This is a genomic window from Jiella marina (genome assembly GCF_024359545.1).
Lineage (GTDB): Bacteria > Pseudomonadota > Alphaproteobacteria > Rhizobiales > Rhizobiaceae > Jiella.
On the sequence record NZ_JAKQZG010000002.1, the window covers coordinates 35,064 to 51,198 of the forward strand.

At 64.0% G+C, this 16,135-nt stretch carries 18 protein-coding genes; 7 read left to right on the top strand and 11 right to left on the bottom strand.

What is annotated here, in order from left to right; all coding sequences use genetic code 11:
- Positions 1 to 52: 52 nt before the first annotated feature.
- On the top strand, positions 53 to 286 hold the full coding sequence (locus tag MF134_RS03685) for a BolA family protein (protein WP_255338057.1): 234 nt from the start codon (positions 53 to 55) through the stop codon (positions 284 to 286).
- Positions 287 to 340: 54 nt separating this feature from the next.
- Here MF134_RS03685 and MF134_RS03690 read toward each other — a convergent pair whose 3' ends face one another.
- From MF134_RS03690 to motA, 7 genes are all read right to left on the bottom strand, one after another.
- Positions 341 to 742, bottom strand: coding sequence for a hypothetical protein (locus MF134_RS03690; RefSeq protein ID WP_255338058.1), 402 nt, complete (start codon positions 740 to 742; stop codon positions 341 to 343).
- Positions 743 to 771: 29 nt separating this feature from the next.
- Positions 772 to 1,860 (bottom strand): flagellar biosynthesis protein FlhB, encoded by a 1,089-nt coding sequence (gene flhB / locus MF134_RS03695; RefSeq protein ID WP_255338059.1) that lies wholly within the window; start codon positions 1,858 to 1,860, stop codon positions 772 to 774.
- A gap of 115 nt (positions 1,861 to 1,975) precedes the next feature.
- Complete coding sequence (locus tag MF134_RS03700) at positions 1,976 to 3,022, bottom strand: FliG C-terminal domain-containing protein (RefSeq protein WP_255338060.1); 1,047 nt, start codon at positions 3,020 to 3,022, stop codon at positions 1,976 to 1,978.
- A 6-nt stretch (positions 3,023 to 3,028) separates the two neighbouring features.
- Entirely contained in the window at positions 3,029 to 3,421 is a 393-nt protein-coding gene (fliN, locus tag MF134_RS03705) for a flagellar motor switch protein FliN (protein WP_457589949.1), read from the bottom strand.
- A 144-nt stretch (positions 3,422 to 3,565) separates the two neighbouring features.
- The gene (locus MF134_RS03710; protein WP_255338062.1) at positions 3,566 to 3,940 is read right to left on the bottom strand and encodes a DUF6468 domain-containing protein; all 375 of its coding nucleotides are present in this window, start codon (positions 3,938 to 3,940) and stop codon (positions 3,566 to 3,568) included.
- The gene (locus MF134_RS03715) at positions 3,921 to 4,859 is read right to left on the bottom strand and encodes a FliM/FliN family flagellar motor switch protein (RefSeq protein ID WP_255338063.1); all 939 of its coding nucleotides are present in this window, start codon (positions 4,857 to 4,859) and stop codon (positions 3,921 to 3,923) included. Before MF134_RS03715 ends, MF134_RS03710 begins: the two co-directional genes overlap by 20 nt.
- A 4-nt stretch (positions 4,860 to 4,863) precedes the next feature.
- A complete protein-coding gene (motA, locus tag MF134_RS03720) occupies positions 4,864 to 5,727 on the bottom strand; it encodes a flagellar motor stator protein MotA (protein WP_255338064.1) in 864 nt (287 codons plus the stop codon).
- A gap of 217 nt (positions 5,728 to 5,944) precedes the next feature.
- Between motA and flgF the strand changes: the two genes are divergently transcribed.
- Complete coding sequence (gene flgF, locus MF134_RS03725; RefSeq protein ID WP_255338065.1) at positions 5,945 to 6,679, top strand: flagellar basal-body rod protein FlgF; 735 nt, start codon at positions 5,945 to 5,947, stop codon at positions 6,677 to 6,679.
- Positions 6,676 to 8,016, top strand: a complete 1,341-nt coding sequence (gene fliI, locus MF134_RS03730) for a flagellar protein export ATPase FliI (RefSeq protein WP_255338066.1) — start codon at positions 6,676 to 6,678, stop codon at positions 8,014 to 8,016. The genes flgF and fliI overlap by 4 nt, the downstream gene beginning before the upstream one ends.
- 62 nt (positions 8,017 to 8,078) lie before the next feature.
- Here the strand turns inward: fliI and MF134_RS03735 are convergent, their stop codons facing one another.
- The 3 genes from MF134_RS03735 to MF134_RS03745 form a co-directional block, all read right to left on the bottom strand.
- Positions 8,079 to 9,401: a TRAP transporter large permease gene (locus MF134_RS03735; RefSeq protein WP_255338067.1), complete on the bottom strand. Its 1,323-nt coding sequence runs from the start codon at positions 9,399 to 9,401 to the stop codon at positions 8,079 to 8,081.
- 21 nt (positions 9,402 to 9,422) lie between these two features.
- The gene (locus MF134_RS03740) at positions 9,423 to 9,986 is read right to left on the bottom strand and encodes a TRAP transporter small permease (RefSeq protein ID WP_255338068.1); all 564 of its coding nucleotides are present in this window, start codon (positions 9,984 to 9,986) and stop codon (positions 9,423 to 9,425) included.
- Between the two features lie 118 nt (positions 9,987 to 10,104).
- Complete coding sequence (locus MF134_RS03745) at positions 10,105 to 11,184, bottom strand: TRAP transporter substrate-binding protein (RefSeq protein WP_255338069.1); 1,080 nt, start codon at positions 11,182 to 11,184, stop codon at positions 10,105 to 10,107.
- A 327-nt stretch (positions 11,185 to 11,511) separates the two neighbouring features.
- On the opposite strand from MF134_RS03745, the gene MF134_RS03750 reads away from it, so the two are divergent.
- Positions 11,512 to 12,621 carry a 5-methyltetrahydropteroyltriglutamate--homocysteine S-methyltransferase gene (locus MF134_RS03750; RefSeq protein WP_255338070.1) on the top strand — a complete coding sequence of 370 codons (1,110 nt, stop codon included), beginning with the start codon at positions 11,512 to 11,514 and terminating at the stop codon, positions 12,619 to 12,621.
- A gap of 90 nt (positions 12,622 to 12,711) precedes the next feature.
- On the opposite strand, the gene MF134_RS03755 is transcribed toward MF134_RS03750, so the two are convergent.
- Entirely contained in the window at positions 12,712 to 13,824 is a 1,113-nt protein-coding gene (locus tag MF134_RS03755; RefSeq protein ID WP_255338071.1) for an alkene reductase, read from the bottom strand.
- A gap of 166 nt (positions 13,825 to 13,990) precedes the next feature.
- Here MF134_RS03755 and MF134_RS03760 point away from each other — a divergent pair, with 166 nt between their 5' ends.
- From MF134_RS03760 to MF134_RS03770, 3 genes are all read left to right on the top strand, one after another.
- A complete protein-coding gene (locus tag MF134_RS03760) occupies positions 13,991 to 14,845 on the top strand; it encodes a 23S rRNA (adenine(2030)-N(6))-methyltransferase RlmJ (protein ID WP_255338072.1) in 855 nt (284 codons plus the stop codon).
- A gap of 91 nt (positions 14,846 to 14,936) precedes the next feature.
- Positions 14,937 to 15,470, top strand: coding sequence for a hypothetical protein (locus MF134_RS03765; protein ID WP_255338073.1), 534 nt, complete (start codon positions 14,937 to 14,939; stop codon positions 15,468 to 15,470).
- A 17-nt stretch (positions 15,471 to 15,487) separates the two neighbouring features.
- Positions 15,488 to 16,087, top strand: coding sequence for a glutathione S-transferase family protein (locus tag MF134_RS03770; protein WP_255338074.1), 600 nt, complete (start codon positions 15,488 to 15,490; stop codon positions 16,085 to 16,087).
- Positions 16,088 to 16,135 lie beyond the last annotated feature (48 nt).

A 16,135-nucleotide genomic window follows, 5' to 3' on the forward strand; every position in this document is an offset into this window, starting at 1 on the left:
TCCGCCACTATCATTTCGGTCCAAGCCGATTCAGCCATGCGGGAGCGACGCCATGCCGATGAACGCCCAGGACATCGAGAAGATGATCAAGGAGGAGTTGCCTGACGCGATCGTGACGATACGCGATCTTGCGGGTGACGGTGACCACTACGCGGCCGAAATCGTCTCCGAGAGCTTCCGCGGCAAGTCGCGCGTCCAGCAGCATCAGATGGTCTACAAGGCACTGAGAGGGAATATGGGCGGAGAGCTGCACGCTCTGGCGCTACAGACCAGCGCGCCGAAATAGGCCGCACCGCAGGAAGGGGCAGAGTGAAGACGGGGCGCCGGCAGGCGGAATTGCTCAGGCCGGCGCCTTCAGATGGGCATCTTCGATCGCATGCTGCAGCAGCGCGGATTCGGCATCCGTCGACCCCGGCGGCTCGTCATAGCTGATATAGGCGATATCGACGGCTGCCGTCGTCGCGCCCAGCTCCAGACGCAGCTGTGCGGTCACACCCAGATGGCGGAACTCGAGGGCCAGAACGATGATCGGCACCTCGCCCCACTTCAGCCGTACTTCCCCGCCATCCGCAAAGCGCAGGACGCCGGGCTTGAGGTAAAGTTCGGCAGACGACGTAACGATGTCGTCCAGATTGCCGTAACGTTCCAGCCGGAGAAAGGCGACATAGTCGACCACGTCGACCAGCCGCAACTCCGCCGCGACTTCCTTTATCCCTTCCGCGAGCAGCCGCTCGCGCGTCATTGCCGATCTTTTCTTGATATCGAGCATGGCTACGCCGTGGCGACTCCCATCTTTGCCCCGGAACGGGTGTAGAGATAATAGATGATTTCAGCGACGGCTTTGAAGAACTGAGGCGGTATCATCTGGTCGATTTCGACATGATCGTACATCGACCTTGCCAAGAGCTTGTCCTCGATGATGGGCACCTCGTGTTCTTCGGCAATCTCGCGGATCTTCAATGCCACGAGGTCGGTGCCCTTGGCCACGACCATGGGCGCACCGCCCTCCTCGCGGGCGTAGCGCAATGCGATGGCGTAGTGCGTCGGGTTGGCGATCACCAGCGTCGCCTTCGGCACTTCGGCCATCATCCGCCGCTTGACGCGATCGCGGGCGATCTGGCGCTGGCGCGCCTTGATCATGGGATCGCCCTCCATCTGCTTGTTCTCGTCCTTGATCTCCTGCTTCGACATCATCAGGTCGCGCTTCCAATGCATGCGGCTGAGGCCGATATCGGCTGCGACGAGCAGGATCGTGGCGATGGAAACGGCGGACAGGAGCTTCATCGCCATGTCCAGGATGAGCTCGGGCATCAGCACGGGATCGGCATACATGGTGCGCATCATGGTCGGGAAACCCGACATCAGGATCGAGCCGACGATGATGCCGATGGCGATGAACTTGAACATGGCCTTGCCGAACTCCGTCACGCCCCTGAGGCCGAATATCCGCTTGAACCCGGAGGACAGCGAAATGTTCGAGGCCTTGGGCCGGATTCGCTCGACATTGATCTGCGGCGCGTTCTGCAGAAGGGACGCCAGGACCCCGCCGATGACGAGCATGAGCGTCGCCGGCATGATGAAGCGGCCGCATTCGACGGCCAGCATTTGCAAGACATGGAGTGCATCGGCGCCCGTCTCCAACTCCCACTGAAGTGGGTTTTCCATGGTGGATTTGAGACTGAGCAGCAATTGCGCCGCACTGTCCTTCACCTGGAACGTGAAGAAGGCCATCATCGCCAGGAAGGACGCCAGGATGGGAGCTTCGCGCGAAACCGGAAGGTTGCCCTTCTCCACGGTGTCGCGGATTTTCTTTTCCGTCGGCTCTTCTGTCTTTGACGACTTGTCTTCGCTATCCGCCAACGATTACCTCCCCTAAGCCGTTGACGTCGAGTGAACACTCTTGGCGTCGTGCCGATTACGGTTGCGCAGAAGTTACGGCGGAACGGTCAGACGGGGGCGGCGGAGATGGCCCTGCCTACTCCGCCTCCTCGCGCAGCATGATCTTGCCGTCAGCCGCCAGACGCAGCGCCTCCTTGGCGATCTGGCGCCGCGCACCGTCGATTTCGGCTTTCTGGACGGTGGCCTCCTGGTTGAGCTCGGCCTCGGCCATACGCCGGGCGCGAGCGCCCAGCGAGGACAGGACGGTCTCCTTCATCTCGGCGTCGGCAGAGCGCAGCGCCAGGATCAGGACGTCCGGAGCCACCGCGTCGAACAGCGCCAGGCGCGACTTGACCGGCAGGGACGGGATGTCCTCGAAGGCGAACAGCAGTTTCTCGAGAGCCTCTGCATCCTTCGGTCGGGTCGAGCGGAGGGACTCGATGATCTCTTCCGAGGATTCCTTGTCGAGACGGTTCACGATCTCGGCCAGGAAGGCGTGGCTTCCACCCTCTTCTCCGCTGTCCTCGACGGCGAGGAAGTTGCGGCGGATCTGGCTTTCCAGAATGCTCTGCACCTGGTGGCGCAACGGTTTCAGCGTCAGAATCCGGCGCATGATGTCGTTGCGCATGGCGGGCGCGAATTCGCGGATCATCAGCGAAGCCTTGTCGGCCTCGATCCGCGAGACGATGATCGCCACCATCTGCGGGTGCTCGGCCAGAAGCTTTTGCGCGAGATCCGCAGGCTCGGCCGCCGCGACCGCCTCCCAGACGTCGCCGTTTTCGTTGCCGCCCACGAGATCGGCAAGAACGGGATCGGCATCCTGCTCGGAAAAGATCGAGACGTACTCGTCTTTCGAGAGCGCGCTCTCGAGGAGCTCCGCCATCTGCTTTTCCGGCCCCGTCAGCGCCGCGCCCTTCTTGAAGGCATCGCGGAACTCGTCGACCAGTTCGTCGATCTGCTCGGGCTCGATCATCGGAAGCGAGGCCGCGCTGTCGCGAATCATGCGGATTTCATCCGGCGACAGATGCTTCAGGATCCGACCGGCCCCTTCGGCGCCGAGCGCGAGCAGGAGAATCGCCGCGCGCGCGCTGCCGTTTTCGGGCAGTCCCTGACCTTCGCCGGAATAGGCTGCGACGATTGACATGATCTCTTATGCAGCCCTCGAATTGCGGGCCTGAAGCTTCGACCCCGGCTTGGCGACTTCCGTCAGCGTGATGCCGAAGCGCTGCTCTTCCTTGTCGATGACGACGATCTCGCCGCGCGCGACGATCCGGCCATTGACCACGACGTCCACCGGATCGCCCACCTTGGTGTCGAGCTTCACCACGGCGCCGCGGCCGAGCTTGAGGATGTTGGCGACCGGCATGGTCGCGGATCCGAGAACGACCTGCATCGTCACCGGCACGTCCATCACCAGGTCGAGGTCGACATGGTCGGGCGCCTCGGCTTCTTTGGCCTCGTCGTCACCCTCGGAGTCTTCGTCCTCCTCGTCAACAGCCCCGGCGGCCCCGAAGGCGGCGGCGGGATCGAAACCGGTCGGCATCTCGAAACCGCCCAGTTCGCTGCCCTCGTCCTCACCGTCGGTGTCGTCGATGTCGAGGTCAAACTCTTTGTCGCTCATGAAACTCTCTTTCCAGGAACTCGAAACGTTTAGCGGAAACCGATCGACGACACCGCTTTCCGTGGATTAGCGGGCTAGACTGGCGCGAAGCCTGTCATGGGTGGCGGCAAGCGCCTCGCGATAGCTCTCGGGCAGTTCCGAGGCTTTCGTCCGGCCACCGGCGACATGGAAGTCTGCACGGCGCAGCAGTTCGCCGAGTTCGTCGGCGAGCCTGCGCGCCTCGGTGACCTGGCTCTCCAGGGCCCGCGTCGTCTCGACGCCTTCGTGGCGCAGCGAGACCACCGCTTCGGCGGCGCGGTTCAGCGCCTTCTCGGCGTCGATGATGGTGGTGGCGAGCTCGTTGTCGCGCAGGGTGCGGATTTCGCGATACATCCGGCCGCAGCGGATCGCCGTGACCACGAGCGCGATCATCAGAACGAAATCAATCAGATAGGATGTCATCGATGAACTCCTGTGCCGGATCGATTCGTTCCTCGACACGCACCACGTAGGAATCACGGGCGCGGCCGACCTGTCCCTTGAACATCGGCCGATCCTCGCATTCGAGCGGGATCAGGCTTGTGAGGCCGACATCGAGGGAAACGGTTTCGCCCACGCGGAAACGGGCGACTTGCGAGAGCGGGATCTTCTTCTTGCACAGAACCGCTTCGATCCGCATTTCGCTGCGCGCAAAGCTCGCCTCGATATCCTTCTTCCAGGCTTCGTCGGCGTCGACCTTGGGGCCTTCCGGAACGCCTGCGAGAAAACGGCGGTGGGGCGCGAGAAAGCTCAGCGGAATCGCGATCGTCAACGGGGCCGTGTAGCTCCCCATCACGATTTCGAAGCGAAACAGCGCATAGCGTTCGGGCTCTTCGCCCAGAGTTTCGGCCAGTTCCTCCGCGGTGACGAAATCACCGATCGACAGGCTGACCTCGGCCATGGGCTTGAAGACCCGCATGGCCGCGTCGAGAGCTTTGGCGAGGCCCAGCCGCAGGAACTGACGGTCGAGCAGCGTCGGTTCGCGCGAGGCGGCCAGATCCGCCGAGGGCTCGCACCCGAAGAAGCCGGCGACCAGGGCCTCCACCGTCCGACGCTCGACGGCCACGAAGCTCGGCCGCAGGAATCGGTTCGACAGGAGGGTAGCGAGCATGGAGGTGCCAGAGCCGGCCTCGGACGGGTCCGGTGCGTTCTCCACGTCGCACTGCTGGTACGTCACCTCGATCGGTTTCGTGGCGAGTTCGCCGAGTCTCGCGCCGATCTCGTCGGCCCAGTCCTCGGCCATCTTGGCCAGGCGCGGAAGCCGGGCCGGGTCGATCTCGGTCGCGCTCTTGAGGCGCGCACCGATCTCGGCGGGATCTGAGGCGAATGCAACGTCGCTCATGATATCACGCGCCCGAGCCGCCGCCGATGGTCTCGCTCTCGACCTGGTCGATGGTCGGGCGATCGCTGGCGGAAATGGTCTTGCGGCCATATTCGAGCGCCACCTGCGGCATCGCCCCGTTCATGTAGGCGATCAAGGTCGACTTCACGATCGTGAAGACGCGGGTCTGCTTGTCGCGGACATATTTCACCTTGGCAGCGATCGGACCGACGATGCCGTAGGAGAAGAACACACCGGCGAAGGTCCCGACCAGCGCCGCGGCGATCAGCCCGCCGAGCACTTCCGGCGACTGGTCGAGCGCGCCCATCGCCTTGATGACGCCGAGAACCGCGGCGACGATGCCGAGCGCCGGCAGGCCGTCAGCCATGTCCTGAAGTGCATGCTTGGGCTTCAGCGCGTCGTGCTGGATGGTGTGGATTTCCTCTTCCATCAGGGCCTCGATCTCATGAGGCCGGGCATTGCCGATGATGATCAGCCGCGCATAGTCGCAGATGAAGTTCAGCATCGGCGTATCCTTCAGGATGTTCGGATAGGCCTGGAAGATCGTCGACTCCGCGGGATCGTCGATATGGGCTTCGACCTCGCTGCGCGACTTCGAACGCATCTCTCGCATCAGCGCGTGCAGGAGACCCAGGACCTCGAGATAGTCCTTCTGCTTCGGGACCTTGTTCTTGAACGCCTCGCCCATCGCCTTGCCGGTGTCCTTGATCGTCTTGTTGGAGTTGCCGACGAGGAAGGTGCCGAAGGAGGATCCAAGGATGATCACGTATTCGAAGGGCTGAACGAGCACGTCGAGATGGCCGCCCATCGCCACGTAGCCGCCGAGTAGGCAGCCGAACGTCACGACCATACCAATCAGAATTCCCATGAGAGCCTCGAATGCGCGTTATCTACTGCTTCGGGGGTACGGCAGAAGCGCTTGTGCGAGCCTTGCCCTCGCCGCGGCTGGAAACCCTGAAAATTCGGGATTTGTCCCAATCAGGCTGAGGCAAGGGTGCCCGGAATAGGGTGCGCCGGTAGATCACAATCGAAGTCGTGGTCCGACCGCACTTCGCCCATCGATACCATTCGGGAGAGAACCGATCATGGAGGCTTCGCTTCCGGTCGCGCTGTCGGCGCAGCTTGCCATCGAGCGCCGCCTCGACACCGTTGCCCACAATCTCGCCAATCTGCGCACAGCCGGCTTTCGCTCCGAGGAGATCAGCTTCGAGGAACTCGTCAAACGGGCCGACGCCATCGGCTCCGATCCGGTGAGCCTGGTGGACGAGGGCGAAAGCTACATCTCGACCCGTGCGGGCGAATTGACCCAGACCGGCAATCCGCTCGACATGGCTGTCGCGGGCGATGCCTATTTTGCCTATCAGGGGGAAAATGGCCTCGTCTATACGCGCGACGGGCGCATGCGGATCAACGAGGCCGGCGGCATCGAGACGCTCACCGGCTATCCGCTGGTCGATGTCGGAGGCGCAGGACTTCAGATCGATCCCAATGGCGGCGAAGTCATCATCGCCCGGGACGGCATGATCACCCAGGACGGTCGCCAGCTCGGCGCGGTCGGACTCTTCACCATCCCCGCAAACGCCAAGCTGACCCGGCTCGACACTTCGGGTGTCATCCCCGACCAGGCCGCGCAGCCCGCCCTCGATTTCTCCCAGGTGGGAGTGATGCAGGGTTTCGTGGAAGGATCGAACGTCAATCCGATTCTGGAAATGACGCGGCTGATCACCCTGCAACGGACTTTCGAGAGTGCGGCCAATCTGGTGCGCACGAATGAATCGAGCCTGTCCGACGCCATCAGAACCCTCGGAGGCACGTCATGAGCCTGACCGCCGAAGCCAGCCCCGACTTTTCCGCGCTCGACGCGCCGCGCATCAATGTGTCGGGGCGCATCGTCGACGTTTCGCCCCAGGCTTTCCGGGTGGCGGGACTGTCGCCCTTCGTGCGGCTCGGCGACTGCATTGCCTGCCCCGGCACCGCGGGCGACGAGATCGGCGAAGTGGTGCGGATCGAATCCGACTGCCTGACGGTCAAGCCCTTTGGCATCCGCTCCACCCTCGGCGTCAAGAGCACGGCACGGCGCATCGGGCCCTATACCGTCGCCCCCACGACGGAATGGAAGGGCCGCGTCGTCAACGCCTTCGGCGAGCCCGTCGATGGCCTCGGTCCGATCGCCAAGGGCAGCGAGGAGCGCATTGCCGACGGATCGCCGCCACCGGCGCTCAAGCGCGGGCGTGTCGGCAAGCCGGTGCAGACCGGCATCCGCACGATCGACATCTTCACGCCCCTCGTCAAAGGCCAGCGCATCGGCATCTTCGCCGGCTCCGGCGTCGGCAAGTCGACGCTGATGGGCATGCTGTCACGGGCCAAGGGCTTCGACACCGCCGTCGTGGCGCTGGTCGGCGAGCGCGGCCGCGAAGTGCGCGAATTCCTCGAAGAGACCATGGCCGGCCACCTCGACAAGGTGGTGACGGTGGTGGCGACGGGCGACGAAAGCCCGATGATGCGCCGCCTCGCCCCGAAGACCGCGACCGCCGTCGCCGAATACTACCGCGACCAGGGGGAGAACGTTCTCCTCATCATCGACAGCGTCACCCGCCTCGCCCATGCGGCCCGCGACGTCGCGCTGGCCGCCGGCGAGCCGCCCGTGGCGCGCGGCTATCCGCCATCCGTCTTTTCCGAACTGCCGCAGCTTCTGGAGCGCGCCGGTCCCGGTTTCGAAGGCTCGGGCACGATCACCGGCGTCTTCTCCGTGCTCGTCGACGGCGACGACCACAATGATCCGATCGCCGACGCGATCCGCGGCACGCTCGACGGTCACATCGTCCTCGACCGGGCGATCGCCGAACAGGGCCGGTTCCCGGCCGTCGACGTCCTGAAATCCATCTCCCGCCTCGCCGACCGCGCCTGGAACGCCCAGGAACGCGAACTCGTCACGCGGCTGCGGGCGATGACCGCCCGCTTCGAAGACACCCGCGACCTGCGGCTTCTCGGCGGCTATCAGCGCGGCTCCGACACCACCCTCGACCAGGCCGTCGATCTGGTTCCGCACATCTACGACTATCTCGTGCAGAACCCCGGCGATCCGGTCACCGACAAGCCCTTCAAGGACCTGTCGAAGAAACTGAAAGAGGCGTTTGCGCCGCCGCCGGCAAAATAGCCGGCCTTCAATCGCCATTGCAAAGGCCCGGCCGATCCGCCGGGCCTTCTCGTGTTCGCGTCTCAGTACAGCCAGCGCACCAGAAACAGTGTGATCGCCGGGAACACGGCGAGGATCGCCGTGCGGACCACATCCGAGGCGACGAAGGGCGCGGCGCCCTGGAAGGTGCGGATCATCGGCGTGTCCTTCGCCATCGAATTGATGATGAAGAGATTGAGCCCCACCGGCGGTGTGATCAGCCCGACTTCGACGACGATGAGGATCAGGACGCCGAACCAGATGGCGAACTCGTCCGGCGGCAGGCCGAAATCGAGACCGGTGACGATCGGGAAGAAGATCGGCACGGTGAGCAGGATCATCGACAGCGAATCCATCACGCAGCCGAAGACGAGATAGGTCAGAAGGATCACCGTCAGGACGAGAGCGGGCGAAAAGCCCTGCTCGGTGACCCAGGTCGCGCCCTGCTGCGGCAGCTGGCTGAGGGCCAGGAAGGAATTGTAGACCCCGGCGCCGAGAATGATCAGGAAGATCATGCCGGTGGCGATCGCAGTGTCGCGGATGCTCTCGCCGAACGCCCCGTCCTTGAGCCCCCCGTTCAAAAGCGCGATCAGCCCGGTTCCCGCCGCGCCGACGGCCGCCCCCTCCGTCGGCGTGAACCAGCCGAAATAGATGCCGAAGACCACCAGAAAGAAAACGACGAGCACCGGCCACACGTCGCGGGTCAGCCGCAACCGTTCGGCCATCGAGGCCCGCTCGCGCACGCCGCTCGCGCCGGGCTTCAGCCGAACATAGATCGCGATGGTCAGCATGTAGCCGAGCATCGCCAGGATGCCCGGAACAACGGCCGCCAGAAAGAGCTTGGCGATGTTCTGCTCGGTCAGGATCGCGTAGATCACCAGAATGACCGAGGGCGGAATCAGGATGCCGAGGGTGCCGCCGGCGGCGAGCGCCCCCGTCGCCAGCCCACCATCATAGCCGAAGCGCTTCAGTTCCGGCAGCGCCACCTTGCCCATGGTCGCGGCAGTGGCGATGGACGAGCCGCAGATCGCGCCGAACCCGGCACAGGCGCCCACCGCCGCCATGGCGACGCCGCCCTTGCGGTGACCGATCCAGGCATTGGCGGCGCGAAACAGCGCCTGGCTCATGCCACCCTTGGCCGCGAACTGCCCCATCAGCAGAAACAAGGGGATGATCGACAGGGAGTAGTTGGAAAAGGTCGTGAAGGTCAGCGTCTTCAACTGCGCCAGGATCGGCGTGAACCGGTCAAGCACCAGCCAATTGCCGAAGAAGCCGCAGATCAGCATGGCCAGCCCGATCGGAACGCGCAGGAAGATCAGGGCGAGGAGAACGGGGAAGGAAAGAAGCGCGATGTCGAGGTTGGACATGAAAGCTTGCGGCTCGCCGGCTCAGTATTCGGGGTGGTGAGGCTGCGGCGCGGCGGCACTGGCGACCTCGATCACGGAGCGATAGATCGTATAGGCCGAGACGAGGACGAACGCCGCCGCACCGACGATCGAAAGGGCATAGCCCCACCAGACCGGCAGTCCCAGAATGAAGCTTTCCTCGCCGCTGCGCATCTTGTCCTGCAATCCGAGCGCCATGCGCCAGACGATGATGGCGGCGGCTCCCGTCATCAGCACATTGCCCACGAGTTCGGTGATCTGGACGCCTCTCGTGCCCATGACGCCGGAGAAGATATCGACCGTCACATGACCGCGCTTCAGCTGGCAGTAGGGCAGGAACATGAAGACCGCGACGCCCGCGGCGATCTCGACCAGCTCGAAATCGCCCGGAATCGGTCCGCAGCAGATGTCGTAGGTCAGGAGCAGGCGGCCGGTTATCGAGGCCGTGGTGAGGACGATGATGAAGACGAGGCAGATCCCGCCGAAGAATGCGAGGACGAGGGACAGCCCTTCGACCACACGGCCAAGGCCTCCCTCCTCGCGCGGGGTTGCTCCACTCTCGCTCAACTCGATCGCCTTGTCTTCGATCCCTGGCCGGCGCCGGACACACTCGCGCCGGACACGGGGACGGAACCGGACGGACTGGCCCCGTCCCTCGCGATTTTCACCTCAAAATCGCAGCGCGCTACTCGCTCTTGGCGGCGTCGGAGGAACTCTCCGTCATCCCCGCGTCGCTTCCCGCACCATCTTCGGCGGTGTGCTTCGCGATCAGCGCCTTGGCGTCGTTGAGCAGCGCCTGCCGTCCCTCCGCCTCGGCGACCCAGTCCTCGATGACCGACTGGGACGCATCCTTGAAGCGCTGCGTCTCGGCCTCGTCGAGCATGATGACGTTGTTGCCCGCATCCTCGGCCTTCTTCAGGCCAACCGCATCCTGCGCGGCCATCGCCTCGCCGGCCATCCGGGCGAGCTTCATTCCGGAATTGTCGTCGATGATCTTCTTCAGATCGTCGGGCAGACTCTCATAGGTGTCCTTGTTCATGGCGATGGCGAAGGTCTGGGTGTAGAGGCCGTTCTCGCCGGAAAAGCCGGTGTGGTTGTTCACCAGTTCCGACACGCGCAGCGGCAGCGTCACTTCCCAGGGAATGGTCGTGCCGTCGATGACGCCCTTCGACAGGGCCTCGGGCACCGCCGGAACCGGCATTCCGACGGGGGTCGCGCCGAGCTTGGTGAGAAGGTCGTTGATCACCCGCGAACCGCCGCGGATCTTCATGCCCTGAAGATCCCCCAGCTTCTCGATCGGCTCCTTGGTGTGGAAAAGACCAGGGCCGTGCGTGTGGACGGCGAGAAGATGAACCTCGTCGAATTCGTCCATCGCGTTCTTCTCGACGAACTCCTGGAACGCCTCGGAGGTCGAGACCGCATCGGTCATGATGAACGGCAATTCGAAGGTCTCGGCCTTCGGGAAGCGCCCCGGCGTATAGCCGAGCACCGTCCAGATCACGTCGACGACGCCGTCGCGCGCCTGATCGAACAGCTCCGGCGGAGAACCGCCGAGCTGCATCGAGGGATAGTGCTCGACGGCGATCCGGCCGTCCGATTGTTCCCCGATCGCCTCGCCCCAGGGCTCGAGCACCTCCTGCGGGATCGTCGCCTGCGGCGGCAGCATCTGGTGGACGCGCAAGGTGACGTCCTGCGCGGCCGCCCCGCTCAATCCTGCGGCCAACATCGCGCCTGCGAGAGCCGCCTTCACCATGGTCTTCAGCATGAGATCCTCCCCGATCGTCTTCCTGCCACCGCGCCGCGGTGGACACCGCCTGGTGCGGTTCGTGTCTCAGCGTGGTCGAAACCCGCCGACAAAGCAACGGCCGTCGGCCGTCCACTCCCTGTACGGCCACCTCTCGAAGATGATATGAACATTAAGCACCGGTAAAATGGTTTTGCCGGGCAGTTTCATAACCTATAGTTCATAATAGAGGCTTTTCGTCGACGGCTGCAGACGCGACTGCGACCTGGCGCTCCACCATCATCGCTCCAGATCAGCGCTGGCAGAATTCGACCGCTTCTCAACGGGAACGACTGGCAGGAAACGATCATGACCACTCCCCCCTTCAAGGCCGACCATGTCGGCAGCTTCCTGAGACCTGAACGGCTTCAGACCGCCCGGGCGCAGTTTGCCGACGGCAAGCTCTCGGCCGAGGAACTCCGCGCGATCGAGGACGAATGCATCCGCGAGGTGGTCCAGCGCCAGCAGGATGTCGGCCTCAAGGGCATCACCGACGGCGAGTTTCGGCGCACCTTCTTCCATGTGGATTTTCTGGAGAAGCTCCACGGCGTCAACGTCACCTATGGCGAGTTCAAGACGCATTTTCGGAAAGACGACGGCTCGGAAGTCGGCTTCGCCCCGCCGACCATGCATGTGGAAGACAAGATCGCCCATGCCGATTCGATCCAGGGTGCGGATTTCGACTTTCTGAAGTCCGTCGTCACCGAGACGCCGAAGGTCTCGATTCCCGCCCCCTCCATGCTGCATTTCCGCGGCGGGCGCGATGCGATCTCGAAAGATGTCTATCCCGATCTCGAAGCCTTCTACGACGATCTGACGGCCGCCTATCGCGACGAGATCAAGGATCTGGCCGATCGCGGCTGCCGCTACCTGCAGATGGACGACACGAATCTCGCCTATCTGTGCGATCCGGAAATCCGGGACCGCACGGCCAAGCGCGGCGACGACCCGGACGATCTGACCCGCCTCTACTGCCGGCTGGTCAACGACGCCATCAAGGACCGCCCCTCCGACATGACGATCTCGGTCCATTTGTGCCGGGGCAATTTCAAGAGCGCCTGGGTCGCGAAGGGCGGCTACGAGCCGGTCGCCGAGATCCTGTTCAACGAAATGGCGATCGACGGCTTTTTCCTGGAATATGACGACGAGCGTTCCGGCGACTTCGCGCCGCTGCGCCACATGCCGAAGGGCAAGACCGTGGTGCTCGGGCTGATGTCGTCGAAATCCGGCGATGTCGAGCCGGCCGACCTGGTCAAAAAGCGCATCGACGAGGCTTCGCAATTCGTCGATCTCGACCAGTGCGCCCTGTCGCACCAGTGCGGCTTCTCGTCGACCGCCCATGGCAACGACCTCACCGAGGACGACCAGTGGCGCAAGCTCGAACGCTGCGTCGAGGTGGCAAGGGCCGTCTGGGGGTAAGGACGCCCTCTTTGGGTTCAGGGCCATTGGTCCGGACGAAAGACAAAGGGGCCAGTCTCTCGACTGGCCCCTTTGTCTTGCCGGATCGCTCTACGCCGTCGCGACGTAGCGCGTCAGTTCTTCCGCGCTGAGAGGCGGATAGTCGGTGTAGCCCTCTTCGCCGCCGCCATAGAAGGTCGACTCGTCCCACTCGGCCAGCGGAGCGCCGAGGCCGATGCGGGTCACCAGATCGGGGTTGGAAATGAAAGGCCGGCCGAAACAGGCGAGATCGATCTCTCCCTTGGCGATCCGCTCGGCCGCGAGTTCCGGCGTATAGCCGTTATTGCCCATATAGACGCCGTCGAAATGCTGCTTCAGCGACCATGCCTTGAACTCATGCGGGTCGCGGCTGCCGCGGGTCGCACCCTCGATCACGTGGAGATAGACCAGCCGGCGCTTCGAAAGCTCCTTCACATAGGCGGTGAAGAGGGTCTCGGGATCGCTGTCGACGAGATCGTTCGCCGGCGAGACCGGCGAAATGCGGATGCCGGTGCGCTCCGGCCCGAACACCTCGGTCACGGCGTCGACCACCATCAGCGGAAACCGCATGCGGTTTTCGATCGAACCGCCGAATTCGTCGGTGCGCTTGTTGGCGCCGTCCCGCAGAAACTGGTCGAGGAGATAGCCATTCGCGGAATGGACCTCGACTCCGTCGAATCCGGCCCGCTTGGCGTTCTCGCTCGCCTTCACGAAATCGTCCACGACCCTCGGCAGCTCCGAGGCTTCGAGCGCCCGCGGCGTGGGGATGTCCTTGAACCCGTCAGCCGTGAAGGCCTTCATTTCCGGCTTCACGGCCGAGGAGGAGACCGGAAGTGCTCCGCCCGGCTGAAGGTCGGGATGCGACACGCGCCCGACATGCCAGAGCTGCAGGAACATCTTGCCGCCTTCGGCATGGACGGCATCGTTCACCTTCTGCCAGGCCGCGACCTGCTCGTCCGAGAAGATGCCCGGCGTCCAGGCATATCCGCGGCCTTCCGGCGAAATGTTCGTCGCCTCGGTGATGATCAGTCCGGCGCTTGCGCGTTGGCGGTAATAGTCCACATGCATGTCGCGGGGCACACCCGCATCGGTCGCGCGGCTGCGGGTCAGCGGAGCCATGACGACGCGGTTCGAAAGCTGGTTCGGACCGAGGCCGAAGGGCTGGAGGAGGACGTCGTTCGACATTCTATCGTCCTTTCGAGTATGGCCGGCCCCGCATTCATGGGGCAGAAATCGGGGCCGACCGGGGTGGACGCCGATATGGTGCGACGCAACACGGGCCGCCAGCCGCTGAACGCAGTGTTTGCAGTCCGGAGACCGATCGCCGGGAGGCGCGACGAATGGAGATCGCTTGAACTACCGCCATGCCTTTCATGCCGGCAATTTCGCCGATGTCGTCAAGCACGCGCTGTTGTGCCGGCTGGTGCGCTATCTCCAGCGCAAGGAGGGCGCGATCCGCGTCTACGACACCCATGCCGGCCCTGGTCTCTACGACCTCGACGGCGAGGCAGCGCGGCGGACGATGGAACATGCCGGAGGCGTCGCGGCGCTGGCTGCTGCTGATCCGGCCCTGCGGGAAGACCCGCTTCTCGCCGATTACTGGCAGGCCATCGCGCCGGATGTCGCCGACGGGCGCTATCCGGGCTCGCCGCTGATCGTTCGCCGTCTCCTGCGCCGGCAGGACCGGCTCTCGGCCTACGAGCTTCATCCCGAAGACGGGGCGGCGCTGAAGGCCCTGTTTGCCGGGGACAAAGCGGTGAAGGCGATTGCGCTCGACGGCTGGCTGGCGCTCGGGGCGCATCTGCCGCCGAAGGAAAAGCGCGGCCTCGTGCTCATCGACCCGCCCTTCGAGAAGGTGAGCGAGGTCGACGATCTCGCCGACGCCCTGGAGAAGGCCATCGTCCGCTGGCGCGGGGGAACCTATGCCGTGTGGTATCCGGTCAAGAAGCGCGCCACGGTCGAGCGGTTGCATGACCGGCTTTCGGCGCTCGCCCCGGACGAGATTGTCTTTGCCGAGTTCTATCGCGAAGCGTGGGAGCCCAGCGAGGCGGGAGCTGCAGAGACTTTCGTCGGCTCGGGCCTCGCCGTCATCAATCCGCCCTTCGTCTTCGCCGAGGAGGCCGAGCGGATCTTTTCGCGGCTCGCGCCCGTGCTCGTGCGAGGCAAAGCAGCAACATTTTCCATCAAAGACGGCGCCAAGGGGTGATAAGAAACCCCTTCATTTACAAACGGTGCTAGCCTTCGGCGAGTCCGAGAGTACGGCGGCCATTGTGCAGGCCCCGAGGGAGAATGAGATCATGCGCCGGTTTGCAAGCCTTTGTCTTTCGATCATGACGGCCTCGGTCGCGCTTCCCGCAGCCGCGGCCGACCTGCAGAAGTATCGCCCTGCGCCGATCAAAACCAACGTCCCGACGTGCGACAATGCCGACGTGCTGGGCGAGGTCGAGGATCAGTTCGAGTACGGCGCGCCGCGCATGCTGGAAGCCAAGCTCGAAATCCTCGAATTCACCGGCATGTTCGAAAAGGCCTATCTGCCGCCGGTCACGGACGATCCCTATCCTGACCCCAATCCGATCGAGCGGCGCTATTGCCAGGCCAAAGCCCTGATCTCCGACGGCAAGTGGCGGACGGTCTACTATCTGATCGAATATCCGATGGGCTATGCGGCCGCCGACAGCTATCTCGGCATTTTTTCGCCGGTGCGCGGCTGGCGTGCGGAGGGCTGCGTGCTCGGTCTTGACGAGTGGCACGTCTACGGCGCCAATTGCCAATCGCTGCGGCGCTACCCGCCCGAAGGCGCGGTGCTGCCCGACTATGTCTCGAAATACTGATCGACGAAACGAGCCCCATGCGCCTTTTCTACAGTCCCGCCTCGCCCTTCGCCGCCAAGGTGCGCATGGCGGCCCAACATTGTGACCTCGCCCTCGATGGCGTTCTGGCCGACACCGCGGCCGAGCCCGACGATCTTCTCTCGGCCAATCCGCTCGGCAAGATTCCGGCGCTCGTCCTCGACGATGGCGGCGTGCTCTATGACAGCGCCGTGATCTGCGACTATTTCGACAAGATGACCGGCGGTCAGCTCGTGCCCCAGGGGATCGACGAGTGGCGGGCGGTCAAGCTGGTGGAAGCGACCGCCGACGGCATCGCCGACGCGCTGATCCTCACCGTCTACGAAGACCGCTATCGCCCCGAAGACAAGCGTCATCAGCCCTGGGTCGACAAGCAGACGCGCAAGGCCGATCGCGGGCTCGAAGTGCTGGAGGCGATGATCGCCGATCTGCCGGACCGGCTGACGACGGCGCATTTCGCGCTGGCCAGCCTGTTTGGCTGGATGGATATCCGCTTTGCCGGCAAACTCGCGGCCGAACGCCCCGCCCTTGCCAAATGGTACGCTGATTTCCCGAGCGCGTTTCCCGCCTTTGAGGACCTGCGCCCCAAAGCCGGCTGAGAACGCCGCCCAACCGCCCATCTCCCGATGGTCATGGCTCATGGCCTG

Excerpts from the sequence above, each read along its gene's own strand:
- MF134_RS03755 (WP_255338071.1), bottom strand. The coding sequence starts at position 13,824 with ATGTCGAACGACGTCCTCCTCCAGCCCTTCGGCCTCGGTCCGAACCAG.
- MF134_RS03735 (WP_255338067.1), bottom strand. The coding sequence starts at position 9,401 with ATGTCCAACCTCGACATCGCGCTTCTTTCCTTCCCCGTTCTCCTCGCC.
- MF134_RS03700 (WP_255338060.1), bottom strand. The coding sequence starts at position 3,022 with ATGTCAATCGTCGCAGCCTATTCCGGCGAAGGTCAGGGACTGCCCGAA.
- MF134_RS03685 (WP_255338057.1), top strand. The coding sequence starts at position 53 with ATGCCGATGAACGCCCAGGACATCGAGAAGATGATCAAGGAGGAGTTG.
- fliI (WP_255338066.1), top strand. The coding sequence starts at position 6,676 with ATGAGCCTGACCGCCGAAGCCAGCCCCGACTTTTCCGCGCTCGACGCG.
- MF134_RS03715 (WP_255338063.1), bottom strand. The coding sequence starts at position 4,859 with ATGAGCGACGTTGCATTCGCCTCAGATCCCGCCGAGATCGGTGCGCGC.
- motA (WP_255338064.1), bottom strand. The coding sequence starts at position 5,727 with ATGGGAATTCTGATTGGTATGGTCGTGACGTTCGGCTGCCTACTCGGC.
- flgF (WP_255338065.1), top strand. The coding sequence starts at position 5,945 with ATGGAGGCTTCGCTTCCGGTCGCGCTGTCGGCGCAGCTTGCCATCGAG.
- MF134_RS03690 (WP_255338058.1), bottom strand. The coding sequence starts at position 742 with ATGACGCGCGAGCGGCTGCTCGCGGAAGGGATAAAGGAAGTCGCGGCG.
- MF134_RS03745 (WP_255338069.1), bottom strand. The coding sequence starts at position 11,184 with ATGCTGAAGACCATGGTGAAGGCGGCTCTCGCAGGCGCGATGTTGGCC.
- MF134_RS03770 (WP_255338074.1), top strand. The coding sequence starts at position 15,488 with ATGCGCCTTTTCTACAGTCCCGCCTCGCCCTTCGCCGCCAAGGTGCGC.
- fliN (WP_457589949.1), bottom strand. The coding sequence starts at position 3,421 with ATGCCGACCGGTTTCGATCCCGCCGCCGCCTTCGGGGCCGCCGGGGCT.
- MF134_RS03710 (WP_255338062.1), bottom strand. The coding sequence starts at position 3,940 with ATGACATCCTATCTGATTGATTTCGTTCTGATGATCGCGCTCGTGGTC.
- MF134_RS03750 (WP_255338070.1), top strand. The coding sequence starts at position 11,512 with ATGACCACTCCCCCCTTCAAGGCCGACCATGTCGGCAGCTTCCTGAGA.
- MF134_RS03765 (WP_255338073.1), top strand. The coding sequence starts at position 14,937 with ATGCGCCGGTTTGCAAGCCTTTGTCTTTCGATCATGACGGCCTCGGTC.